The sequence below is a fragment of the Photobacterium sp. R1 genome, assembly GCF_054600795.1.
Window position 1 is genome coordinate 1 of the sequence record NZ_BAAHZP010000011.1, and the last position, 25,243, is coordinate 25,243.

A 25,243-nucleotide genomic window follows, 5' to 3' on the forward strand; every position below is an offset into this window, starting at 1 on the left:
GTAAGCGTTGTGAGGCGCTCAGCTAACCTGTACTAATTGCCCGTGAGGCTTAACCATACAACACCCAAGGGGTTTTAAGTACGGACTCCATGAGCACTTGAATGATGTGCTGAGAACTTTAGTCAGATATTTCCGAGATTGTTGAACAAATTTTGCCTGGCGACCATAGCGCTGTGGAACCACCTGATCCCATGCCGAACTCAGACGTGAAACGCAGCAGCGCCGATGGTAGTGTGGGGTCTCCCCATGTGAGAGTAGGACATCGCCAGGCTTTGATTATCAATTTGTCTACTGTAGCTTGCCGCTTTTGAGTGCTGCGATGCTCATGTACTGAATGTACACTGCGCTTCTTGCATCAAAACCGCCATCGCACAGCGACAAATTAATCAAGCAAAGCTGTTAAATGTAAGACTTTGTGAGATAAAAATTTGCTGGTATAGCTCAGTTGGTAGAGCGCACCCTTGGTAAGGGTGAGGCCCCCAGTTCAAATCTGGGTACTAGCACCACAATTTGCTTAGCGACCATAGCGCTGTGGAACCACCTGATCCCATGCCGAACTCAGACGTGAAACGCAGAAGCGCCGATGGTAGTGTGGGGCCTCCCCATGTGAGAGTAGGACATCGCTAAGCCACCCTTTCAAAACCCAGCCTTCGGCTGGGTTTTTTCATTTCTGCCGCTTACGACTTCAGTTCAGGTTTACTGCTTGAAAATGAACTGTTTTCATTAGTTTTCTTCATTCATATCCCTCTATCTATAATTCTTTTAATGCGGTATTGCTTGCAGTCATGCGTGAAATTCTATAATTTTTGGGTATCTGGACGTCTAAACATCTTAGGGAGAGTGTGAACATGCCCATTAAAATTCCTGACCAGTTACCGGCTACTGATATTCTCAGGGGAGAGAATATTTTCGTTATGTCAGAAAAACGGGCAGCCAGTCAGGGAATACGTCCGCTGAAAGTGTTGTTGCTTAATCTGATGCCCAAAAAGATTGAAACAGAAACGCAGTTTTTGCGTCTGTTATCAAACAGTCCGTTGCAGGTTGATGTGGAGTTATTACGAATTGATAATCGCCCGACGAAGAATACACCCACCGAACACCTGGATACCTTTTATCGTCAGTTTGAAATGGTGAAAGACCGAAATTTCGATGGTCTGATTGTCACAGGAGCACCGCTGGGGCTGGTACAGTTTGAGGATGTTCTGTACTGGGAAGAGATCCAGACGATTCTCAATTGGGCGAAGGGACATGTCACTTCAACGATGTATGTCTGCTGGGCTGCTCAGGCCGGCCTGAAGCTGATGTATGATTTACCGAAGCGAACCCGAAAAGAAAAGCTGTCCGGCATCTACACCCATAGCATCCATCATCCGCATCATCCTTTGTTACGAGGCTTTGATGATACCTTTCTTGCACCACATTCCCGTTATGCTGATTTTTCACCAGATTTCCTCACGCAGCACACGGATTTGGATCTCTTAGCGACATCTGAGCAGGCAGGGGTTTATCTGGCAACAACGAAGGATAAGCGAAATGTCTTCGTCACAGGTCATCCAGAGTACGATGCGAAGACGTTACATCTTGAATATATGCGGGACTTGGGTGAAGGCATGGAGCCATGTTTGCCTGTGAATTATTATAAGGACGATAATCCGGACAATGAACCGGTTGCCAGCTGGCGCAGCCACGGGCATCTGCTTTTTTCGAATTGGCTCAATTACTGCGTTTACCAGCAGACACCATACGATCTGGAACATTTCTCAGAAGACAAGTTCACCAAAGACGACTGAGTGTTTCACGACAAGATGACAAACAAAAAAAGACCTGCGATTGCAGGTCTTTTTTGAAGGACGATAAACGTTAAGATTTTGGATTCGTTTCCGGCTGCTGATGTGACGCGATAGCCTGCTCGCTGTCCCCGCCATGTTTAGCTTCCCAGATTTTTGCCTTTTCAATCATTGGTGTAATGGTTGAGCCCTGGATCAGGATCGAGAACACCACAACCGCATAGGTCATCACCAGAATTAGCTCTTTAACGTCAATATTTTTTTCCGGGATAACAATGACACCAGCCGGAATCGCCATCGCCATGGCCAGTGCCAGTCCGCCACGCAGGCCACCCCAGGTTAGGATCTTCACCGACTCAGGGTTGTACTTCCGGAATCGTTTAAAGCCGACATAAGAGAGTTTGACACTCAGGTAACGGGCCAGCAGGACCAGCGGCACTGCAATGACCATCAGCGTCCAGTCTTCTTCGTGGAAGCTGAAAGAGAGCATGCTCATACCGATCAGCAGGAACAACACGCCATTCAGGAATTCATCAACAAGCTCCCAGAAGTGATCCAGGTGGTCCTCACTTTCTTTGGAGAAACCAATATAACGGGTCCAGTTGCCGATCATGATGCCGGAAACAACCATGGCCAGCGGGCCTGAGACATGAATGACATCAGCAAAAGCATAACCGGCGGTCGGGACACCCAGAGTCAGCAGTAACTCCATGGAGTGATCGTCGGTTGAGCTGATCAGATAGTGGAAAAGCAGGCCTAAAACAAAACCGTAAGTGATTCCGCCGATGGCTTCCTGTAAGAACAGGTGGCCAACGCCCAGCACGGTTGGTGCCTCATCACCAAAAGCGATGGTGAACAGGGTGACAAAAATGACCAGACCGAAACCATCGTTGAAGAGCGACTCGCCTTCGATCTGAGTTGAAATCCGGCGAGGCGCATGCAATTTTTTAACAATTGCAAGCACAGCAATCGGGTCCGTCGGCGAAATCAGTGCACCGAACAGCAGGCAGTAGATCAGGTCAAACTGGATGCCCACGGTCTGGCAAATCCACCAGAGCGCACCGCCGATAAAAAAGGTGGAAAACAGGGTAGCGCCAAGTGCCAGGATGGCAATTTCCCACTTTTGATCTTCGAGGTGAGGCAGCTTGATACCCAGACCGCCGGCGAAAAGCAGAAAGCCGAGAATCCCTTTCAGCAAGAAGCTTTCGAAGTCGATCTGTCCCAACTGCTCTGCGGCGATTTCTTCCAGGTGAAACCAGCCATTGTGACCCGCAATCACGATACCGAGCGATAAAACAATGGCGCCGGCAGTGATGGCAATGGTGGTTTGCATTTTGCCTATCTTATGATTAATAAATGCAATAGCCATCGCGGCAGCGGCGAGAAAACAGAGGGTACTGTATACCGACATCCTTGATCCTCATCTGTTGGAAAAGTGTTAAGCAAAAATTGTGACAGAATATAAATGTTCGGGCCTGTGATAGCCATAAAAACTTTGAGCTGATCGGTGAAGAATTAGTTTGCGCAAACGATGTATAGACGTCTAGATTTCCAATCAGGCTGTGATAGGATGATAGCAGCTGACAAGTTTAAGTGTAAGGAAGTAAGCAGTGTCGAAGGGAACGGAATTATTACACAAGCGATTAAATGAGCAGATCCTGATCATCGATGGCGGGATGGGCACCATGATCCAGAGTTATAAGCTGGATGAGCAGGATTACCGGGGTGAGCGTTTTGCCGACTGGCATTCGGACCTGAAAGGAAACAATGACCTGCTGGTCCTGACTCAGCCGCAGCTGATCAAGGATATTCACGCTGCTTACCTTGAGGCCGGGGCCGATATCCTCGAAACCAACACTTTCAATGCCACCACAATTGCGATGGCAGACTACGATATGGAAAGTCTGAGTGCCGAAATTAACCTGTCGGCCGCCAGGCTGGCCCGTCAGGTCGCAGATGAGTGGACCGCAAAAACACCGGACAAACCGCGTTTTGTGGCTGGTGTTCTTGGCCCGACCAACCGTACCTGCTCAATTTCTCCGGATGTGAACGATCCGGGATACCGCAATGTAAGCTTTGACCAGCTGGTTGAGGCGTACTCTGAATCGACCCGTGCTTTGATTGAGGGCGGTGCCGATATCATTCTGATTGAAACTATTTTTGACACGCTGAATGCAAAAGCCTGTGCCTTTGCGGTGGAGTCGGTATTTGAAGCGCTGGGACAAAGTCTGCCGGTGATGATTTCCGGGACGATCACTGATGCCTCCGGCCGTACCTTGTCCGGTCAAACGACCGAAGCTTTTTATAACTCACTCCGGCACGTCAAACCGTTCTCTTTCGGTCTGAACTGCGCACTGGGCCCGGATGAACTGCGTCAGTATGTTGAAGAACTGTCTCGGATCTCTGAATGTGCTGTCTCAGCACACCCAAACGCCGGTCTGCCAAACGCCTTTGGGGAATATGACCTGGAAGCAGATGAGATGGCCGAGCATATCCGGGAATGGGCGGAGTCCGGTTTCCTCAATCTGGTGGGGGGCTGCTGCGGGACCACACCTGAGCACATTCGTGAAATGGCCCGTGTGACGGCAAATATTCCGCCAAGGAAGTTGCCTGAATTACCCGTGGCCTGCCGGTTGTCTGGTCTGGAACCCCTGACCATCGAAAAAGAAACTCTGTTCGTCAATGTCGGCGAGCGTACCAATGTGACTGGTTCGGCCCGATTCCGCCGTCTGATCAAAGAAGAACTTTATGACGAGGCACTGGAAGTGGCGCGTCAGCAGGTAGAGGCTGGTGCGCAGATCATCGATATCAATATGGACGAAGGTATGCTGGATGCGGAAGCTGCCATGGTGCGGTTTCTGAACCTGTGTGCCTCTGAACCGGAAATTTCCCGCGTCCCCATTATGATTGACTCGTCTAAGTGGGAAATCCTTGAAGCGGGTCTGAAATGTGTTCAGGGTAAGCCGATTGTTAACTCAATCTCACTCAAGGAAGGCAAAGAGAAATTTGTTGAGCAGGCTAAATTAATCCGTCGCTACGGTGCGGCGGTGATCGTCATGGCGTTCGATGAGGTGGGTCAGGCGGATACCCGTGAGCGGAAGATCGAAATCTGTACCAATGCGTATCGTGTGCTGGTCGATGAAGTGGGTTTCCCGCCGGAAGATATTATTTTTGACCCGAATATCTTTGCGGTCGCGACAGGAATTGAAGAGCACAATAACTACGCCGTGGATTTCATTGAAGCCGTCGGGGATATCAAGCGTACCCTGCCGCATGCCATGGTGTCAGGTGGTGTGTCGAATGTCTCGTTCTCGTTCCGTGGCAATGAGCCGGTGCGTGAAGCGATTCATGCCGTCTTCCTGTATCACTGCTTCAAGAACGGAATGGATATGGGGATCGTGAATGCCGGTCAGCTGGCGATTTACGACGACCTGCCGGACGAGCTGCGTGTGGCTGTGGAAGATGTGGTCCTCAACCGCCGTGATGATTCGACAGAGCGGCTACTGGATTTAGCAGATAAATACCGGGGCAGCGGCGAAGCTGTGGAAGATAAAACCGCAGCAGAATGGCGCAGCTGGCCGGTCGATAAGCGTCTGGCGCATGCGCTGGTCAAAGGTATTACTGAGTTTATTGTTGAAGATACGGAAGAAGCCCGCCAGCAGGCCAGCAAACCGCTGGAGGTCATTGAAGGACCGCTGATGGCAGGGATGAACGTGGTCGGTGACCTGTTCGGTGAAGGAAAAATGTTCCTGCCACAGGTTGTGAAATCTGCCCGCGTGATGAAACAGGCTGTGGCCTATCTGGAGCCGTACATCAATGCCGAAAAGCAGGCTGGCAAGAGTAACGGAAAAATCTTGCTGGCAACTGTGAAAGGTGACGTGCACGACATCGGAAAGAACATTGTCGGCGTGGTGTTGCAGTGTAATAACTTCGAGATTATTGACCTCGGGGTGATGGTGCCCTGCGATAAGATTCTGAAAGTTGCCCGGGAAGAGAATGTCGATATTATCGGTCTATCCGGCCTGATCACACCATCTCTGGATGAAATGGTTCATGTGGCAAAAGAGATGGAACGTCAGGGCTTTGAGATCCCACTGCTGATTGGCGGCGCAACAACGTCTAAAGCACACACTGCCGTGAAAATCGAACAGAATTACCATGCGCCCGTGGTGTATGTGTCGAATGCATCCAGAGCCGTCGGGGTATGTGCGGCATTGTTATCTGAGACACAACGGCCTGCGTTTGTCGAACGTCTGGATCAGGAATACGAGGTGGTGCGTGAGCAGCATGCCCGAAAGCGTCCGCGCAGCGCGCCGGTCAGCCTGGAAGCTGCACGTGCCAATAAAGTGGCAATTGAATGGAACAGTTATACGCCGCCGGTTCCTGAACAACCGGGGATTCATGTATTCAAGGATTTTGATATCGCCACCTTGCGTCGTTATATCGACTGGACACCTTTCTTTATGACCTGGTCGCTGAGCGGTAAATATCCGACCATCCTTCGCCATGAAGTCGTCGGGAAAGAGGCGCAGCGGCTGTTCGATGATGCCAATCAGCTGCTGGATGAGATCGAAGCAACCGGCATGATCAAAGCCAATGGCGTGTGCGGTCTGTTCCCGGCCAATAACATTGGTGATGATATTGAAGTTTACACGGATGAAAGCCGGGCTCAGGTTCTGACGATACTGCGTGGTCTGCGGCAGCAGACGGAGAAACCGAAAGGGCCGAATTACTGTTTGTCAGATTATGTGGCCCCGAAAGACAGCGGGAAAGCTGACTGGATTGGTGCCTTTGCCGTGACTGGCGGGATTGGTGAGTACGAGATTGCCGAGCAATTTAAAGCCAAAGGGGATGACTATAATGCCATCATGATTCAGGCGGTGGCCGATCGTCTTGCCGAAGCGTTTGCCGAATGTATGCACGAGCAGGTGCGCAAGGAAATCTGGGGTTATGCGCCGGATGAAAACCTGGAAAATGAAGATCTGATCCGTGAGAAATATCAGGGGATCCGTCCGGCACCGGGCTATCCGGCCTGCCCGGAGCACACTGAAAAAGGTGAAATCTGGAAACTGCTGGATGCGGAAGCCAACGCTGGGATGCAACTGACAGAAAGCTTCGCGATGTGGCCGGGCGCGGCAGTGTCGGGCTGGTATTTCTCGCATCCGGAGTCTCGCTATTTTGCGGTTGCACAGATTCAGCGGGATCAGATGCTGAGCTATGCTGAGCGCAAAGGCTGGGATGAGGTTGAAGCCGAGAAATGGCTCGGTCCAAATCTCTGAGGCACCTCAGGTATCGGCCATCTGAATCCGGTGGCCGCATCAAAGGTTTCGTAAGATATTAAAAAAGGCGCTCACAGAGCGCCTTTTTTGAACGGTCAGGTTCAGATTACTCGAAAATCTTACTGTGCAGATTCTGGGCAATCGGAAGTGCGTGTTCGGTTTTCACCAGGAAGCACAGGTTGTGCGGGCTGGCACCGTAACAAATCATCCGCAGCTTGTATTCATCCAGCGTGTTGAAGACAGTGCTGACGGAACCTGCGGTCTGGCTCATGCGGTTTCCGATCAGAGAGATCAGACACAGATCCTGTTCGATCTCAACTCGGCACAGCTCGCTGAGGGCCGCATGTGCTCCCGGAGGAAGCGTTGGCGCGCCGCCGCCAGTGTCTGTCTGATCCATGGTCAGAGAAACGCTGACTTCAGAAGTCGAAATCAGATCGACTGAAACTTTGTGTTCAGCCAGAATACGGAATACTTCCGCGAGGAAGCCGTAAGCATGAAACATGTTCAGACTGGTCAGGGTGATCAGAGTCTGATTGTTGCGCAGGGCCAGCGCACGGAACAGGGGGGCATCACTGACCGATTTACGGATCCAGGTCCCGCCTTGCTCTGGTGCTTTGGAAGAGCCCACAAACACAGGGATCTGACGGCGAACCGCCGGGATCAGTGTAGACGGGTGAAGAATTTTGGCACCAAAGTTTGCCATCTCAGAAGCTTCGCTGAAGCTGATTTCCTTGATAGGCGTCGCTTTCGGGGCTATACGCGGATCGGTGGTATACATCCCAGGGACGTCAGTCCAGATTTCCAGCGTACCGGCATCGATCGCTTCAGCCATCAGCGCGGCGCTGTAGTCGCTGCCGCCGCGGCCCAGCGTTGTGGTGCGGCCCAGTTCATCACTGCCGATGAAGCCTTGAGAAACCACAATGTTATCCTGCAGCAATGGCAACAGCTTTTCTTCTGTCAGCTGACGGATCATCTCAGGTTCCGGGCTGGCTTTTCCGAAACGGCTGTCGGTACGCATGACGTCACGGATATCATAGCGCACGGCATCGGCACCCATTTCGCACATAATTTGGGTAAACAGGTAAGTTGACAGCAGTTCGCCGTTCGCGACCAGTTGATCGGTCAGTTCAGCAGATTTCTGGACTGCGGTCTGAGTTGCAATCTCTGCAACCTGATCCAGCAGCGCCTCAATCTTTCCGGCAACGGCTTCTGGTTGCTGCAGGTCCGCCAGTACACTGTGATGGATGGCACGCAGGCGCTCCATCAGGCTGGTACGGTGCTCAGCATCAGCGACGCCGTTGGCCAGTTCGACCAGAATATTGGTCACACCGGAGCACGCACTGATTAAAACCAGCTTGGTATTCGGATTATTCATCACGATCTTGGCACTGCGGCTCATTGCTACGTAATCGGCCACACTTGTGCCGCCAAATTTTGCGACAGTAATTTCAGCGTTCTGCGCTGAAGAAAAATGTACAGGGCTCAAAATGATCTCCCACTAAACAAAGCGTAAAGTCATGGGGCAAAATTTGGGGAATCTTTCCGACTTGATGTCAGAAGAGCCGTTCGGCGAGACATGAAAAGACTGCTGCGACCAGAAGCTCTCCACCTGTGCTTGATGCTGCAGGTGACAGCCAGAAGGATTCAACCTTCAAAGCCGATACGGCAAGCCCCCTGTCTCACCGTATCTCGGCGTTGCTCCCCCTCTCTATGGTGCTTTGGGGTGGGGCCCCGCCGCATAGATACCTGGATAACGCGCCTCTTCCGTTTTCACCTGAAAAATGAGCTCTTTCAGGGTGAACAAAAATTGCCCTTATTGAATAGGAGCAGGGGGGCTTTGTCAATGCCTGAATGCATTTTTCTGTGCCGTTATTGTTACTGATCCTGCAGAAATTTGTCTCTGTCATTTCTGCGGCGTCCGGTTCTGTTATGCTCGGTTGCGATACTGAACCGATATGACCGTTGCAAATCATCTTTAACGTGCTGATTGATAGGGATTTCAGCAACCATGCCAATGGAGGCCCCATGACAATTCAGAGTTTTTATCCGCCGCAGCGTACCCTGATGGGACCCGGCCCCTCAGATATTTATCCTCAGGTGCTGCAGGCGCTCAGTCGCCCGACTTTGGGCCATCTTGACCCATTATTCATCGGAATGATGGATGAACTGAAAGTCTTGCTTCAGTATGCATTTCAGACCACGAACCCGTTTACTATTGCCGTCTCTGCGCCGGGCAGTGCCGGGATGGAAGCGTGTTTTGTTAATCTGGTCGAGCTGGGCGATAAGGTGATTGTCTGCCGCAACGGGGTCTTTGGCGATCGGATGCGGGAAAATGTTGTTCGCTGCGGTGGTGAAGCCGTGCTGGTGGATAACGAATGGGGCGAGCCGGTTGATCCGTTGGCTGTTGAAGCGGTACTGAAAGCCCATCCGGATGCCAAGATCCTGGCCTTTGTTCATGCGGAAACCTCCACCGGAGCGCTCAGTGATGCCGAAACGTTGTCGAAACTGGCACGTGAACATGGCTGCCTGACGATTGTGGATGCGGTGACGTCACTGGGTGGTGTGCCGCTCAAAGTGGATGAATGGCAGCTCGATGCGGTGTACTCCGGCAGTCAGAAATGTCTGTCCTGTGTGCCGGGGCTGTCTCCGCTGACTTTTTCTCCCCGTGCGGTTGAGGCCATTCAGCAGCGTAAGACACCGGTACAGAGCTGGTTCCTGGACCAGAGCCTGGTTCTTGCATACTGGAGCGGCGAAGGCAAGCGGAGTTACCATCATACAGCGCCGGTGAACAGCCTGTACGCATTGCATGAAGCGCTGGTCCGTCTGCAAAATGAAGGGCTGGAAAATGCCTGGCAGCGTCACGTTGAGATGCATCAGTCGCTGCGTGAAGGCCTGGAAGCCATAGGAATTCGTTTTGTTGTAGAGGAAAAGAGCCGTTTGCCGCAACTCAACGCGGTCTACATTCCTGATGGTGTGGATGATGCCAAAGTGCGTCAGACCCTGCTGGAAAAATATAACCTGGAAATTGGCGCGGGTCTGGGCGCGCTGGCCGGGAAGGCTTGGCGTATCGGACTGATGGGGTATGCAGCCCGCAATGAAAATGTGGCGCTGTGTCTGAAAGCGCTGGAAGATGTATTGAAATAACCGGTAACGGATGGACAAACGGCTGCCGTGGCAGCCGTTTTTGTCTGGTTTAACCTTGTGTATTCCCAAGGCTGGCCTGAACGTTTTCTGTTTCCAGAGCAGGCTGAGCAAATATCGGCAATGCCTGCTCTGTGAAATCCAGTCCCGGGAACAGGTACCGGGCCTCTTCCCGTACATGTTCAGCCTGGCGGTGATTGTCCAGTGCCTGATGGGCGCGGATCAGATACTGATACAGAATCGGGCGCGGTAACTCCCGGGCCATGTGATCAGCCCAGGTGATAAATCCCTGTATCAGCTCAGGGTTGTTCTGGTGAATCCCCACTTTCAGCTGGGTCTGATAAAAATCCCATTCGAACCGGTGTCGCCAGGCCCAGGTATTGTTCACTTTCTCAAGGGCAGTCAGATCGGGCGGTGAAGTGGCTTCAAAGCGGGTCAGCATCGCCCCGGAGTAGAGTGTCGTGAGCATAAATGCGCTGATACAGGCGGGCAGCAGGATCCCCCCGACTTTGAATGGCTGGTGAAACCGCAGCGGCTGTTTGAAATACTTGGCGCTCAGCGAGTCGATCCAGTACAGCAGAAACAGAAAGACCACCCAATGAACCAGCGAGTGGTAGAACGGATACTCCAGCTGGGTGTGCAACGTGATCGGGAACAACAGGGCCACCAGTGCCAGCTGGGTATTGGCCGGGGCGCGCCTTATTTTTGCCAGCACGGCGGCGGCTGCAATGAGCAGCGCCAGCAGCGGCAGGATCCCGCCTTCACTGGCCCAGAACAGCAGTTCGTTGTGCGGATGGTCCAGACTGGCCAATCCGTAAGGCTGCGCTGGATCGGCCTGATGCCATTGCGCCGTCTGCATCAGATAGGCATGTTCGAAATTGCCGTATCCGACGCCCCGCATGGGTGCATGCAGGAACATCTCTGTGACTTGTGGGTAGATCACTGTCCGGGCACTTTCCAGAGAGACTCGGCCCGGCTGTGGAGACCATTGCAGTGTACTGGTCAGGTTCCAGGCCAGACTCAGCCCCATCATGACCATCAGTAACCACATACGCCATTTTGCCCGGGCGGCAAACTGGGTCAGGTACGGCAGGATCAGCAATACCCCGACGACAGCTGCAAGCCAGCCGGTCCGTGAGCTGAGGACAATCAGCATGGGCACAATGGCAACCGGCGTCAGCAAAAGCCCCAGCTGAGCCAGTGTCCAGCGGCGCTGATATGCGGGCTGGCGGGCCAGCAGATAGGCAGACAGGATCAGGCCGGTGGCCAGAAAACTGGCCATGACATTGGGTTGCTGAAAGATGCCGTAAGGTCGGTTGATGTCTGTGTTATACCCTATGGCATTCTCGGGAGAGATCCAGAGAAACTGATACCAGGCCAGCGCTGTTTGTAACCAGGCCGCTTTGAGGATCAGCCACAGAATTTGCTGACGCTGTTTCTGGCTGAAAGCAAATTGCTGAAGTGCAATAAAAAACAGCCAGCCAGCCCAGAGCGCAAACAATCGGTTGGCTGCTGCCTGAGGGCTCGCCTCCGGATAAAAGACCGGAAGAGTCAGCAGGAGGCAGCAGAGAAAGAGCACCAGCGTCAGGCGTGAATAGCGCAGGATTTTCTGACGGCTGATTTCCAGGAAACCAATCGCGATGGCAAAACTGAACGGAATCCAGCTGCTGACATTGAACGGGAGCTCGAGTCCGGACCCTCCCTGATTGTGCTGAAAGTAGTGCATGGTCAGCAGAAACAGGAAAGTCAGCGCCAGGATAAAGGGGCGCGTCAGGGGTTTGCTGATCGTGGCAGCAGCCAGTCGGGTGCCCCGTAATTGAATGACTGTCACGTTGTCCGGTCCCTCGACATATCGTCAAAAAATCAGGCTGGTGACCAGCCTGACAAAGATTGTTTTTATAATTAAGCCTGCTGAGCGGCCAGTGCCGGTAACAGGGGCTTGAGGAAGCGGGCTGTATGCGACCCGGCCACTTCCGCAACCTGTTCCGGTGTACCCGAGGCAATGATTTCACCACCGCCGTTGCCGCCTTCCGGTCCCAGATCGATGATCCAGTCTGCGGTTTTGATCACGTCAAGATTGTGTTCAATGACCACAATGGTGTTGCCGTGATCGCGCAGTTTATGCAGTACGCTCAGCAGTTGCTGAATGTCGTGGAAGTGCAGCCCGGTGGTTGGTTCATCCAGAATATACAGGGTCTTACCTGTATCGCGCTTGGACAGCTCACGTGCAAGTTTCACCCGTTGCGCTTCTCCGCCGGACAAGGTGGTCGCAGCCTGACCCAGACGAATATAGGATAAACCGACATCCATCAGGGTTTGCAGTTTTCGGGCAATTGCGGGGACAGGATCAAAAAATGTCCGGGCGTCTTCGACCGTCATCTCCAGAACTTCGTCAATGGCTTTGCCTTTATACTTCACTTCCAGAGTTTCCCGGTTGTAGCGCTTGCCTTTACAGCTGTCACAAGGCACATAAACATCCGGCAGGAAGTGCATCTCAACTTTGATCACCCCGTCGCCCTGGCAGGCCTCGCAGCGGCCGCCTTTCACGTTAAAACTGAAGCGGCCCGGTTTGTAACCCCGGGAACGGGATTCCTGCGTCCCTGAAAACAGCTCACGGATCGGGGTAAAGATACCGGTATAGGTCGCCGGATTAGAGCGTGGTGTCCGGCCGATCGGGCTCTGATCGATGTCGATCACCTTGTCCAGATGTTCCAGTCCCTGAATATCGTCATATGGCGCCGGTTCGCCGGAAGTGGCACCATTCAGTTCATGGTGGGCGATCCGGAAGAAGGTGTCGTTGATCAGGGTGGATTTGCCCGAGCCGGAGACACCGGTGACGCAGGTCATCAGACCAACCGGGATTGAGACATCTACCTTTTTCAGGTTGTTGCCGCGGGCACCGGTCAGCTGGACGACTTTCTCTGCATCCATCGGGGTCCGCTCAGCCGGAACTTCAATCTGTTTTTTACCGCTCAGGTAGTGACCGGTCAGAGATTCCTGAGAAGACAGAATGTCGTCCAGTGTCCCCTCGGCAATGACCTGGCCGCCGTGGACACCGGCGCCCGGACCGATATCAATAATATGATCGGCGCAGCGAATTGCATCTTCATCGTGCTCGACGACCAGCACGGTGTTCCCCAGATCGCGCAGGCGGGTCAGGGTACTGAGCAGACGTTCATTATCACGCTGGTGGAGGCCAATCGAGGGTTCATCCAGCACATACATGACTCCGACCAGACCAGCCCCGATCTGGCTGGCCAGACGGATCCGCTGGGCTTCGCCGCCCGACAGGGTTTCAGCACTGCGCGACAGGTTGAGGTAGTTCAGGCCGACGTTGACCAGGAAGGTCAGACGGTCATTGATTTCCTTCAGGATTTTATCGGCAATTTGTGCACGCTGGCCTTCCAGGGTCAGCTCAGTGAAGAAATCCAGTGCCTGACTGATGCTCATCTCGCTGACATGAGGCAGGTTGGTCTGCTCGATAAAGACATGACGCGCTTCTTCACGCAGGCGGGAGCCGTGACAGCTGGCACAGGGTTTGGTTGAGATATATTTGACCAGATCTTCCCGAACCGCATTGGATTCAGTTTCGCGGTATCGGCGCTCCATGTTGTTGAGGATGCCCTCAAACGGGTGGCGGCGCACCGTGACATCGCCGCGATCATTGATGTACTTGAATTCGATGTTGGTCGTCCCCGACCCTTGCAGCAGGACTTTCTGTACTCTGTTCGGCAGGGTGTTAAAGGGGGCTTCGACATCGAAATCGTAATGCTCAGCCAGTGAGCTCAGCATCTGGAAATAATAATAGTTGCGCTTATCCCAGCCGCGAATCGCACCGCCGGCCAGACTCAGCTCTTTATTCTGAACGACTCGAACCGGGTCAAAGTACTGCTGTACGCCCAGTCCGTCACAGGTTCCGCAGGCACCGGCCGGGTTGTTGAAGGAGAACAGGCGTGGTTCCAGTTCACGCATGCTGTAGCCACAATGGGGACAGGCAAAGTTCGCGGAAAAGATCAGCTCTTCCATGTCACAGTCGTCCATCGGGCTGATCACGACGGTCCCGCCGGACAGTTCCAGCGCCGTTTCAAAGGATTCCGCCAGACGCTGCTGGAGATCATCGCGGACTTTAAAGCGATCCACGACAACTTCAATGGTGTGCTTTTTGTGTAATTCCAGTGTCGGCGGATCGGACAGATCGCAGACTTCCCCGTCAATCCGGGCACGGATATAGCCCTGAGCTGACAGATTGGCTAGGGTTTTCAGGTGCTCGCCTTTCCGTTCTTTCACGATCGGGGCCAGCAGCATCAGCTTACTGCCTTCTGGCAGCGTCAGCACTTTATCGACCATCTGGCTGATGGTCTGGGCGGCCAGCGGGACATCATGGGTCGGACAACGCGGTTCGCCGACCCGGGCAAACAACAGACGCAGATAGTCGTAGATTTCGGTAATGGTACCAACGGTTGAACGCGGGTTGTGCGACGTTGATTTCTGCTCGATGGAAATGGCTGGTGACAGACCTTCAATGTGGTCGACATCCGGTTTTTCCATCAGTGACAGGAACTGGCGGGCATAAGCCGACAATGACTCGACATAGCGTCGCTGACCTTCGGCATACAGGGTATCGAAGGCCAGGGAAGACTTGCCGGAACCTGACAGGCCGGTAATCACAATCAGTTTATCCCGGGGGATAGTCAGGTTGATATTTTTGAGATTGTGGGTGCGGGCACCCCTGACTTCGATCTTATCCATGGTTGCAGTCATCAGCGCTGAATAAATTGGTCTGCATTATCGCATAGCCCCGAAAGGCTTAAAAGACTTGACTGTATAAAAACACAGTGCTTTGATCGTCTTTTATGCATTCGGTCTGAACATGGAATGGGTGATGTTGCCCTATGCCTGCAGGGGCCCACCATGTTAAACTCGACAATTAAGTTTAAACTTTGAATGAGAGAAGGGAGCCTGATTGGCAACCTCAACAGCGAAAACCTGGAGTGAACTATGGCCAGTCGTGGCGTGAATAAAGTTATCCTGGTAGGTAACTTAGGCAATGATCCTGAAATCCGTTATATGCCAAACGGCGGTGCAGTAGCAAATATTACCATTGCTACTTCTGAAACATGGCGTGACAAAGCGACCGGCGAGCAGCGTGAAAAAACTGAGTGGCACCGTGTTGTGCTGTTCGGCAAGCTGGCTGAAGTTGCTGGTGAGTACCTACGGAAAGGATCTCAGGTTTATATCGAAGGTCAGCTGCAAACCCGTAAGTGGCAGGATCAGAGCGGTCAGGATCGCTTCACCACTGAAGTTGTGGTTCAGGGCTTTAACGGTGTGATGCAAATGCTGGGCGGCCGTCAGGGCGGTCAGGGTGCCCCAATGGGTGGCCAGCAGCAGCAGGGCGGTTGGGGTCAGCCTCAGCAGCCACAGCAACAGCAACAGCAGAGCTATGCGCCGCAGCAACAGTCTGCGCCTCAGCAGTCTCAGCCTCAGTACAATGAACCACCAATGGATTTCGACGACGATATTCCATTCTGATCAACCCTTTGGGATTGACTGAATATTTGAAGAAGGCCCCTGAGATATCAGGGGCCTTTTCTTTGCATGTGGCTGGGAGGATTGGTGCTCGCATTCTGGGCTCTATGCAGCAGTGCAGTGGAAGCCTTGTTTCCTATCCTGACGCCCCGGCTTTTTGCTTGATAAAATCAATAAACAGCTTGGTTTTGGTGTGATTGTAATTCAGCTTGGGGTAATAGGCGTAAGCAGCATTCAGAGGCTGCTTGAGCTCGGGTAAAACCGGCACCAGCAGGCCATTGCTCAGTTCGCGTCTGACGGTATTTTGACCCACCAGGATCAGACCCATACCAGCCACTGCGGCTGCCACCAGAGCTTCCGGGTTTTGTGTGGTAAAGTTGCCGCGCAATCGCAACCGGCGGTTGTTTTCAAAGATATGCTCCTGCTCATGACCATGGTTGCCGAACAGCAGGCAGTTGTGCTGCGTCAGCTGCTCCGGACTTTCAATGGCCGGCCGGTCTTCCAGGTACCCCGGCGAGGCATAGAAACCGGCCTGAAAACTGAACAGCCGGGTGGCAATATAGCTGGTGGAATTAAAGTCGGTCAGCTCCCGGCTGATAAACACATCCAGATTCAGGTCCGGCAGCTGGCCCGGCGTAACCGTGTGCAGTTCGACCTGAATATTGGGATAGGTTTGCAGAAATTCATCCAGATAGTGCACCAGCACCCGGCTGCCTGTCGCCAGCGGTGCGCCGATACGCAGTACCCCCCGGACCTCACCAAAGGTCGAGGTGGTTTCCGCCAGGATCTGCTGCCAGTCATCGAGCAGGTGAACACTGCGGCGATAGAAGACTTTGCCTGCCTCGGTCACGGTCAGGTTGCGGGTTGTCCGTTTGAGCAACTGGACGCCCAGCTGTTTCTCCAGCCAGGACAGCCGCTTGGACAGTGCTGAGCTGGATGTATTGAGTGTGCTGGCTGCCTGGGCCAGTGAACCCTGTTCCACAACAGTGACAAAACTTTTGGTGCAGGTGATCCAGTCCATGTTTCTCCAATAAGATGGGTAAGCGAGCTTGTAACCCCCGGGTAACAAATCAGCAAAGTGTCGTACCGGGCACTGACGTTCCGGACCACCAGTGGTATTTTCCTGTGGAAACAGTCGCTTTAAAATTTTTGACCAACCTGCATGAGTTGACCACAGCGCCTGTCGGTTTTGAAATGTTTTTTGAATAAAGTTGGATACTGAATGAGAAAAGCCTCAGGGATGAAGCTGACCAATCGCTTGGTCGCTTTCGTCACCCTTATTGTCATCTGCGCCATGTTTGTCATTTTTATCGGTGGTGCGATCAGCTTTCGTAAGCTGGGACAGGACTATCTGCACCATTATCTGGCCGGAGTCGTTGAGGTGATCGATCTGGAAATGATTGAACCGCAAGGCTCACAATCGCTGAACCGCTGGCTGCCTAAATTGCTCAAGGCCAGTAATGTGGTCACACTGGATGTCAGTAACGACGCCGGTTCGGTATACCAGTTCCGGGGGCAGCAAAAAATTGATGACCCCAATATTCTCTATCGTACAGACTATCCGCTGACGCAGAACCCCGGCTATGTCGTCCGGATCCAGTCGATCCCGCCTTATACCGAGCTGACGTATTCGCTGGGGGCGATGTCGTCGATCAGTCTGGCAATTATGATCATCATTGCCGGTCTGGTGTGGGGCGTGAACTGGCTGAAACGTCAGTTGTATGGTTCTGAGCTGCTTGAAGAAAGAGGGCGGATGCTGCTGGCAGGTAAGCTGGATGACTTTGCCAAAGGCTCGGAGTTCGAGTGGCCGGATACGGCCAGTCTGGCGCTCGATAAACTGATCTCTGAACTGAAAGATGCGCGTCAGGAGCGCAGCCGGTTTGATACCTTCATCCGTACCCATACATTTTTGGATCAACTGACCGGTTCGGCAAACCGGGTGTTATTTGACAGCCGCCTGCAATCGGTGGTCCAGGATCAGGACAACCACGGTGCAGTGATCCTGATCCGCATTTCCGAGTGGGAAGAGTTGCTGCTCTCCAAAGGTAAGATTGTGGCAGATGAGCTGATCCAGGATGTCGGCATGGTGCTGTCAAATATGATCCAGCGTTACCCGGACAGCGTGTTATCCCGTTATTTTGAGGCAGAGTTTGCCATCATGCTGCTGCAGCAGCCCAGCAAGGAAATCAATCTGTTTGTAAGTCAGTTGCTGAAAGCGCTGGAACGGCTGACACCTGCCGCGCCGCTGCATCGTGATAACTGGTGCCACATAGGGGTGACCTATTTTGCCAGTGGCGAGCGACGAGGCCGGATCATGGATGAAGCTGACATGGCGCTGCGCAGTGCTCAGCTGCAGGGAACCAACAGCTGGTCCGTGTTCCAGAAAGATCCTCAGGGTGAAGATACCCGGGGCAGCGTGCGCTGGCGGACATTGCTGGACGGGGTGTTCAGTCAGGGGGGGCCGCAGCTTTACCAGCAACCGGCGTATCTGGCGGAAGGAAAAACACTGCTGCACCGGGAATTACTGGCCCGGATCCGGGACGAAAATGGCCTGGTGCTCAAAGCTTCCCGCTTTTTACCGGCGGTTGAACAGGTCGGCTTTCATGTCCGGATGGATAAACTGGTGATCAGCCAGGCTCTGGACCTGCTGAAAAACGGTCCGACGCTGGATAACTTCGCCGTCAATGTCAGTGTTGAATCCCTGCTGGATAAAGCTTTTGTGCGCTGGTTCAGGGATGAGTTACTTCAGACGCCCCGGCCCGTTCTGAAACGGCTGAGCATTGAGGTGCCGGAGCGGAATCTGTCACGTCATATCGATGCTGTCCGTACCTTTCTGAAAATGCTGACTGGTCTGGGATGCAGTCTGGGAGTCGATCAGGCCGGGAGAACCATCGTCAGTACTCACTACATCAAAGACGTGAATATCAGTTATATCAAACTGCACCGCAGTCTGATCCGGGAAATTGACCAGCGGCAGGAAAACCAGTTGTTTGTCCGCAGTATGCTGGGTGCCTGTGCCAATACCGGTGTGGCAGTGATTGCAGTTGGCGTGGAAAACGCCAGAGAGTGGCAGGTCTTGCAGCAATTGGGGATTCATGGTGGTCAGGGCCGCTTTTTCGAGCCTGAGAGAGATTTGACACAAATTGCGATGAAAAAGAGAAGATGAGGTTCTGCTGGTTAAAAAAATACCATCCTGGAGTGATTATTCTATACATGCCTGATTGCTAACAGTATCATCGGTCAAATAATTGACATAAACAGGTCAATATTTGGCCCGGGCGAGCACAGAACCGCCCGGATAAAGATGACGGAAAACGGGTTGATAACATGCTGATCAAAAAGCTTCTGAAGCGGAAAACTGTCAGTAAGGTTGCCAGTTTTGCTGTTTTCGAAAATAAGCTGACACTTGTCAGTCAATCCGGGGATGGCACTGATTGGATCTGCGACAGCCGGGAGCTTGGTTCGCGAGACAATTGGGGCCAGGCACTGGAAAGTCTGATTGTTCAGTATCAGCTCGCAGGCAGCCGAATCCGTTTTGTCCTCGGACATGGCCTTTATCAGAGCCTGACAATTGATAAACCCGCTTTACCGCATCAGGAATTAGCCAGCGCGCTGCCTTTCCTGGTGAAGGATCTGGTGTCTGAATCCCCGGCGAATCTGGTTGCCGGCGGGTACGACGAACCCTTGAAAAAACGTCTGCAGGTCTTTGTTGCAGAGCGAAAGCTGGTGCAGCGACTGGTTCTGGCCAGTCTGTCGCTGGGCTGTGTCACGGAAGTGATCACGGCCGATGAGGTGGTCCTGGGTGAATTGACGGATCTTCACCAGAGTCAGCTGGTGCTGCATGGCCGTCATCAATCCGGGCTTCAGTTGACTGCGTTTAAACAACAGGTGATGTGTTTTCAGCGTCAGTTGCGAGGCTTCCGCCAGCCGTTGCTGGGAGAAGAACCGTCTTCCCTGCAAATTGACGGACTGGCGCTGGAATTGCAGCGCTCTCTCGATTTTCTCAGTGCTCAGCTGCGCGACATGCCGATTGCTCAGGTACTGGTGAGCTGTGACAGCGAAGACAATGAGTTGCTCGCGGAGGCGCTAAGACGGCGGCTGAGTGTTCCCGTGGCGGCAGTCAGCAAGTTTCCATCCGGTCTGGCAGATTATGATGCCCGGGTCGCCTGGGCGGCACTGGCACATCAACCGATCCTCAACCTGTATCATGACAGTCTGAAGCCGCAATCCCGATTGCTGACATTGCCGAATCTGGCTGCCAGCTGGGCGATCGGAGCTGTGCTGCTGGCCTCTTTCGCTGGCTGGCAAAGCTGGCAGGAGCACCGGGTTCAACAGCAACTGGCGGAGGAACAGCTTCGTCTCAGCCAGAAAAAAACAGAGCTGGATACTGCAAAAGCGGCACTGGCGCGCCATCTGCCCAGTGAACTTAAAGTGAAACTGAACGGCGAGCTGGAACAGCAGCTTGCAGCCAAACAGGCCACGCTGAAAGCCATCGTCATGCATGACAAAAGCCTGCAAGCCGGTTTTGCCTCGCTGCTCCGGCAACTGGCACAGGCGGCGAGTCAGGAGATTTCCGTCAGCCGGATTCACCTGCAGGGTGACAAACTGGATCTGGAAGGGGTCGCCAGTTCTCCGAATGCCGTGCCTAACTGGCTTCAGAATTTTTCACGTTATCCGCAACTGACAAACCGGGGATTTGAAGTCATGACGCTGGGCAGAAATGAACAGAACGTCGTCACTTTCAAGCTGCATGCACAACGGCAAGATGAGGAGCAGCCATGAAAATCTGGTCCATGCTGGCCGAGCGTTTCGACCAGCTCAGTCGCAGAGAACAATGGCTGGTGGCAGTAACTGGCTGGATAATGCTGCTGTTGGGCGGATATCAGTTGCTGGTCGAGCCGCTTCAGAAAGTCCGGCTGTCGGCTGAGCTGCAGTATCACGCGATACAGGCGGAGTTCATCCGGAGTCATGGTGAATTGCATCAGATTCAGCGCCAGCTCAACACAGACCCGGACAAAGAGCTGGATGAGCAGATTGTCCGGCTGGAAGCAAAGAATGCCAGACTGGACAAAACGCTGAAAGAGCGGGTCGCCAGTCTGGTCACACCGGCTCAGATGGCCACTCTGATGGATCAGGTTCTGCAGCATTCTCAGCGGCTGAAACTGGTTTCTCTGGAATCCCTGCCACCCGCTCAGCTGGTTCATGGCGAGGATGCCGGGTATTACATTCACCCGGTACGTCTGACCCTGCGCGGCCGGTATTTTGACCTGGTGAATTATTTGCAGCAGCTGGAAGCCTTACCGGTGAAATATTACTGGCGAAGTCTGGAGTATCAGGTCGACATCTATCCCTGGTCTGATATAACACTTGATGTATATACCTTGGGTGAAAGTAAGGATTTCATTGGTGGTTAGAAACGCTTGTCTCGCATTCTTACTGGCAGGGATCAGTCTGCTGGCCCGGGCCGAAAGCGATCCGACAGCCCCGCTGGGCTGGCAGGCGCCGGCCGCACCGAAAAAAACGGTGACGCGCCGGCTTCCCGAACTGCAGGGAATTGTCTGTCCGCAGCAGGAAAAATGCAGTGTGATTCTGGATAACCGAGTCGTGCAGCCCGGTGAACAGATCAGCGGTTATACCCTGAAATCCGTACAGGATGATGCCGTTATCCTTCAGCGTGGTGGCCGGCAATGGCGACTGGCGCTGTTTCAAGAACAGATCAAAATACACGAATAAAGTGAGCTGACATGCGCTTATTGTTAACCGGGATCATGACTTTGTTGCTGACGGCCTGCGCTGCAAATATGGGCCATCACAAACCCGTTGAAGTGAAAGAAGCATTAAATCAGGCGGTGAATGAGGCACAGAGCCGTCCGCTGACAGATTTGCCTTCTGCTGTCAGTGCTGATCTCATGCCCAGTCTGAACCGGCAGGGATACGGGCGCAGTGGTGCTTACGAAAGGCGTTTCCGTGTGAATGCCCGCGGCGTTGAGGCCCGTGCATTTTTCTCCAGTCTGGTGCATGGCACCGCGTTTAACATGGTGATCCACCCCAATGTCAGCGGCCGTATTACGCTGTCGTTGCAGGATGTTACGCTGGATGAAGTGCTGGATGTGGTGTCAGATATGTATGGTTACAACGTCGAGCGCAAGGGCAATATCATCCAGGTTTTCCCGGCTGCTCTGCGGACGGAAGTGATCCCGGTAGATTACCTGCAGCTGCAGCGTCGCGGTATATCACTGACTTCCCTGACTACGGGCTCCATCAGTGATCCCAAGAATGACGGCAACTATCAGTCATATGATTATCGCCGGACCCGCAATAATGAAGAGGACAATAACAATCGCAGTGACAGTAGTGAGCGTACTTCGTATTCAACCGGCGGAACCCGGATTGAGACCCGCTCTGAAAGTGATTTCTGGAATCAGTTGCAGCGAGCCGTACAGGCCATGATTGGCACCGGGCAGGGACGGAGCATTGTTGTGTCACCGCAGGCCAGTCTGCTGACCGTTAAAGCCTTTCCGAATGAATTGCGGGAAGTGCGGGAATTTCTCGGGGTTTCGAAAAAGCGTTTGCAGCGACAGGTGGTACTGGAAGCCAAGATCATGGAAGTGACCCTGAATGACAGTTATCAGCAGGGGATCAACTGGAGCAATATTACCAAGACCATTGGCGGTACCGGGATCATTTTTGGCCGGACCGGTCCTTCTGCGCTGCCGGGCGGTAATGAGATAGCCAATCTGTTGGACGGGCAGACCAATATTACGATCACGGACGGGAATTTTTCTGCCGTCCTGAGCTTCCTTCAAACCCAGGGAGACCTGAACGTGCTGTCCAGCCCCCGGGTTACCGCGGCAAATAACCAGAAAGCGGTGATCAAAGTCGGGGGAGATCAGTACTTTGTGACCGAAGTGGATGGCGGAGAAGCGATCACGGATGGCGGCGTTGCCTCACCGAATGTGGTGCTGACGCCTTTCTTCTCAGGTATTTCTCTCGATGTTACCCCTCAGATTGACGATGATGGCGGCGTTTTACTGCATGTTCACCCCACAGTGGTTGAGGTGACTGAGGAAATCAAGGATATCGCACTGGGTGATACTTTCGGCACTTACAGCCTGCCGCTGGCCAAAAGCTCGGTCCGTGAATCAGATTCGGTGATCCATGCAAACAGCGGCGATGTGGTGGTGATTGGCGGTCTGATGAAATCGTCACTGAAAGACTTGGAAACCAAGGTCCCGCTGCTGGGTGATATTCCGGGGCTGGGGTATCTGTTCCGCAATATCAACAAGGTACAGACGAAGACTGAGCTGGTGATCCTGCTGAAACCAACCGTCGTGAGCGATCAGACCTGGCAGCAGGAAATCGAGCGGTCACGCTCACTGGTTGATCAATGGTTCCCGGATGAGGGGTAAGGCCAATGTATCTGGCGCACTTTGGTTTCACACAACTGCCTTTTCGGCTGACGCCGGACACTGAATTGTTTTACGCGCTGCCGCCGCATCTGGAAGCAATCCGGATGACATTGTCGGCACTCGCGATGGGAGAAGGGTTTATCCAGATTGCCGGTGAGGTCGGGACGGGAAAAACACTGGTGTGCCGGATGCTGGTCCGGCAATTACCGCAACAGTACGAATTGGCATATCTGCCGACTCCTGCCATGAGTGGCCGGGAGCTGCGTGCGGCCCTGGCAAAAGAGCTCGGGCTTGAGCCGGAAGAGGATCATCTGACCCTGACCGAATCCCTCCACAGCGCACTGGTGGAGCGCAAGCGGGCCGGGCGTTCTGTGGTGGTATTGCTGGACGAAGCTCAGGCACTACCCGATGAGGCGCTGGAAGCCCTGCGATTATTGGGAAATCTGGAAACGGAACAGGAAAAATTGCTGCATGTCGTTTTACTGGGCCAGCCTGAACTGGATACCCGGCTGGCGACCCCGCAACTGCGTCAGTTTCATCAGAGGATTACTTTCCGTGCTGTCTTACGCCCGTTGGATCTGGCTGAGACGGCCTCTTATATTGATCACAGGCTCGGGAAAGCGGGTGCGGAACCGGGATTGATCCCGCTGACACGGCAGAAAGAAATCTGGCATGCCAGTGGCGGGATCCCGCGTTTGATCAATCAACTGTGTCATAAGGCGTTTATTATGGCCTGCAGTGCCGGACGGGATTCTGTGGGCAAAGCTGATGTGCGTGCGGCCATTGAGGATACCCGGGCCGCCCGGCAGCCGCGCTGGTCTTTTCCGGTTTTATGGGGATGGAACTGAGCATGAGTCAGGTGAATCAGATGCTCAACAGTTTGAGCCAGAACGGCGCGTCTCAGGGCGCACCTGAATTGAAAGCCGCCCGGATCAAGCCATTGCCGAAAGCCCGGTGGCCGCTCTGGTTATTTTCGGGACTCATGATTGCCGGCGTGGCTGGTGCAACGGGCTGGTGGTTTGGTCAGCAGGACCGTGAACCAGTCGTGATGCATACGGATGCGGGCGAAACGATGCCTGTTTCAGACACACTGTCATCCCCTGAGCAGGATGACGGGCATGAGAATCATCAAGTGACGCCAGTTGTTTCAGCAAAGCCTTCTCCGAAACCCGCGGAGGGGGCGGCTTTAAGCCAGCAAACTTCTGCTGAACCTCCGACTGAGCGTCCAACAGATCGCTCCGCTCAGAAAGACGCAAAAACTCAGTTTCCCTCGGAACCGGTTGTCGGCAATTCTCCACAGCCGGATAAAGCGGTTGCTGAAATGAAAAGCCAGCGGCATATCCAGTCTGTTGTACCGGCAAAAACGCCAAGTCAGACACGGGCTCAGAATCAGGCCCAACCGCGAAAATTGGCATCTGTTGCCCCTGTATCACCGAAACCAGCCGGAGTGACTGCGGATGATGCGGGCCCCGTGGTAGAAGAGAGCAAAGATACCGAATTGTCGATTGAAAGCGTGGCTTTGCCGCCGAAGCAACTGGCTCAGGTGGATTACGACAAGGCGATGAAAGCGCTGAGCGAAGGTGACAGCCAGAAAGCGCTGGGATATCTCAAGTCGGTTCTGGACTATCAGCCGGACCGGGTGGAAGCCCGCCAGCAGTTGTCGGCGCTGTATTACGGCCGTGGGGATGTGCGCCGGGCGATGCTGACATTGCAGCAAGGGTTAGCGAAACAGCCTGAGCAGCAGACATTGCGCCTGACGATGGCGAAATTGCTGGCCAGTGAATCTCAGCCGAAAGTGGCGCTGGATGTGCTGAGCAAGCTGCCCCGAGAGCCCGAGAGTGAGTTTCTGGCCCTGCGGGGGGCGCTGGCACAGCAACTGAACAATCAGCCGCTGGCGCTGAGCAGCTATCAGCAGCTTATCGAAGCAGAACCTTTTGACGGCCGCTGGTGGCTGGGGTTGGGGATCGCGCTGGATCGCAGTGAGAAAACAGCCGAGGCCGTGGCCGCATACAGCAAAGCCCTGAAACTGGGGCAGGTGTCCGGCGCTTCTCAGCAGTTTATCCGTCAGCGTCTCAGCACGCTGAAGGCACAGGAGGGGTGA

Annotated in this window: 16 protein-coding genes, 1 tRNA gene, 2 rRNA genes and 1 riboswitch; of the genes, 14 read left to right on the plus strand and 5 right to left on the minus strand. The window is 53.6% G+C overall.

Annotated elements, in window-relative coordinates; genetic code table 11:
• Window positions 1-155: 155 nt before the first annotated feature.
• The 4 genes from rrf (ACYP03_RS17230) to metA all read left to right on the plus strand — a co-directional run bounded on the left by rrf (ACYP03_RS17230) (window position 156) and on the right by metA (window position 1,790).
• Window positions 156-271 (plus strand): 5S ribosomal RNA (gene rrf, locus ACYP03_RS17230).
• A 159-nt stretch (window positions 272-430) separates the two neighbouring features.
• Window positions 431-506 (plus strand) — tRNA-Thr (locus ACYP03_RS17235).
• A 7-nt stretch (window positions 507-513) separates the two neighbouring features.
• Window positions 514-629: ribosomal RNA gene (gene rrf, locus ACYP03_RS17240) — 5S ribosomal RNA — on the plus strand.
• Between the two features lie 219 nt (window positions 630-848).
• Window positions 849-1,790, plus strand: coding sequence for a homoserine O-acetyltransferase MetA (metA, locus tag ACYP03_RS17245; RefSeq protein WP_248143850.1), 942 nt, complete (start codon window positions 849-851; stop codon window positions 1,788-1,790).
• Window positions 1,791-1,860: 70 nt separating this feature from the next.
• On the opposite strand, the gene ACYP03_RS17250 is transcribed toward metA, so the two are convergent.
• Complete coding sequence (locus tag ACYP03_RS17250) at window positions 1,861-3,198, minus strand: cation:proton antiporter (protein WP_459781276.1); 1,338 nt, start codon at window positions 3,196-3,198, stop codon at window positions 1,861-1,863.
• 199 nt (window positions 3,199-3,397) lie between these two features.
• Here ACYP03_RS17250 and metH point away from each other — a divergent pair, with 199 nt between their 5' ends.
• On the plus strand, window positions 3,398-7,066 hold the full coding sequence (metH, locus tag ACYP03_RS17255) for a methionine synthase (protein WP_459781277.1): 3,669 nt from the start codon (window positions 3,398-3,400) through the stop codon (window positions 7,064-7,066).
• A 106-nt stretch (window positions 7,067-7,172) separates the two neighbouring features.
• Here metH and lysC read toward each other — a convergent pair whose 3' ends face one another.
• Window positions 7,173-8,552 carry a lysine-sensitive aspartokinase 3 gene (gene lysC / locus ACYP03_RS17260; RefSeq protein WP_256549365.1) on the minus strand — a complete coding sequence of 460 codons (1,380 nt, stop codon included), beginning with the start codon at window positions 8,550-8,552 and terminating at the stop codon, window positions 7,173-7,175.
• Between the two features lie 104 nt (window positions 8,553-8,656).
• A riboswitch (Lysine riboswitch) is annotated at window positions 8,657-8,838 on the minus strand.
• A gap of 253 nt (window positions 8,839-9,091) precedes the next feature.
• Between lysC and ACYP03_RS17265 the strand changes: the two genes are divergently transcribed.
• Window positions 9,092-10,210 carry a pyridoxal-phosphate-dependent aminotransferase family protein gene (locus tag ACYP03_RS17265; protein WP_459781279.1) on the plus strand — a complete coding sequence of 373 codons (1,119 nt, stop codon included), beginning with the start codon at window positions 9,092-9,094 and terminating at the stop codon, window positions 10,208-10,210.
• A 49-nt stretch (window positions 10,211-10,259) separates the two neighbouring features.
• Here the strand turns inward: ACYP03_RS17265 and ACYP03_RS17270 are convergent, their stop codons facing one another.
• Window positions 10,260-12,038, minus strand: a complete 1,779-nt coding sequence (locus ACYP03_RS17270; protein WP_459781281.1) for a PglL family O-oligosaccharyltransferase — start codon at window positions 12,036-12,038, stop codon at window positions 10,260-10,262.
• A 71-nt stretch (window positions 12,039-12,109) separates the two neighbouring features.
• Window positions 12,110-14,956 carry an excinuclease ABC subunit UvrA gene (gene uvrA, locus ACYP03_RS17275; protein ID WP_459781282.1) on the minus strand — a complete coding sequence of 949 codons (2,847 nt, stop codon included), beginning with the start codon at window positions 14,954-14,956 and terminating at the stop codon, window positions 12,110-12,112.
• A gap of 249 nt (window positions 14,957-15,205) precedes the next feature.
• On the opposite strand from uvrA, the gene ACYP03_RS17280 reads away from it, so the two are divergent.
• The gene (locus ACYP03_RS17280) at window positions 15,206-15,736 is read left to right on the plus strand and encodes a single-stranded DNA-binding protein (protein WP_459781284.1); all 531 of its coding nucleotides are present in this window, start codon (window positions 15,206-15,208) and stop codon (window positions 15,734-15,736) included.
• A 133-nt stretch (window positions 15,737-15,869) separates the two neighbouring features.
• Here the strand turns inward: ACYP03_RS17280 and ACYP03_RS17285 are convergent, their stop codons facing one another.
• Entirely contained in the window at window positions 15,870-16,754 is an 885-nt protein-coding gene (locus tag ACYP03_RS17285) for a LysR family transcriptional regulator (RefSeq protein ID WP_248143857.1), read from the minus strand.
• Between the two features lie 201 nt (window positions 16,755-16,955).
• Between ACYP03_RS17285 and csrD the strand changes: the two genes are divergently transcribed.
• The 7 genes from csrD to ACYP03_RS17320 all read left to right on the plus strand — a co-directional run bounded on the left by csrD (window position 16,956) and on the right by ACYP03_RS17320 (window position 25,243).
• Entirely contained in the window at window positions 16,956-18,899 is a 1,944-nt protein-coding gene (gene csrD, locus ACYP03_RS17290) for an RNase E specificity factor CsrD (protein WP_330961418.1), read from the plus strand.
• 161 nt (window positions 18,900-19,060) lie between these two features.
• A complete protein-coding gene (locus tag ACYP03_RS17295; RefSeq protein WP_459781288.1) occupies window positions 19,061-20,515 on the plus strand; it encodes a PilN domain-containing protein in 1,455 nt (484 codons plus the stop codon).
• Complete coding sequence (gene gspM, locus ACYP03_RS17300) at window positions 20,512-21,147, plus strand: type II secretion system protein GspM (protein ID WP_330961420.1); 636 nt, start codon at window positions 20,512-20,514, stop codon at window positions 21,145-21,147. The genes ACYP03_RS17295 and gspM overlap by 4 nt, the downstream gene beginning before the upstream one ends.
• The gene (locus tag ACYP03_RS17305) at window positions 21,140-21,466 is read left to right on the plus strand and encodes an MSHA biogenesis protein MshK (protein ID WP_459781289.1); all 327 of its coding nucleotides are present in this window, start codon (window positions 21,140-21,142) and stop codon (window positions 21,464-21,466) included. The genes gspM and ACYP03_RS17305 overlap by 8 nt, the downstream gene beginning before the upstream one ends.
• Window positions 21,467-21,477: 11 nt before the next feature.
• Window positions 21,478-23,142 (plus strand): pilus (MSHA type) biogenesis protein MshL, encoded by a 1,665-nt coding sequence (gene mshL / locus ACYP03_RS17310; protein ID WP_459781290.1) that lies wholly within the window; start codon window positions 21,478-21,480, stop codon window positions 23,140-23,142.
• 5 nt (window positions 23,143-23,147) lie between these two features.
• On the plus strand, window positions 23,148-23,990 hold the full coding sequence (locus ACYP03_RS17315) for an ExeA family protein (protein WP_248143863.1): 843 nt from the start codon (window positions 23,148-23,150) through the stop codon (window positions 23,988-23,990).
• A gap of 2 nt (window positions 23,991-23,992) precedes the next feature.
• Window positions 23,993-25,243 carry a tetratricopeptide repeat protein gene (locus ACYP03_RS17320; RefSeq protein ID WP_459781292.1) on the plus strand — a complete coding sequence of 417 codons (1,251 nt, stop codon included), beginning with the start codon at window positions 23,993-23,995 and terminating at the stop codon, window positions 25,241-25,243.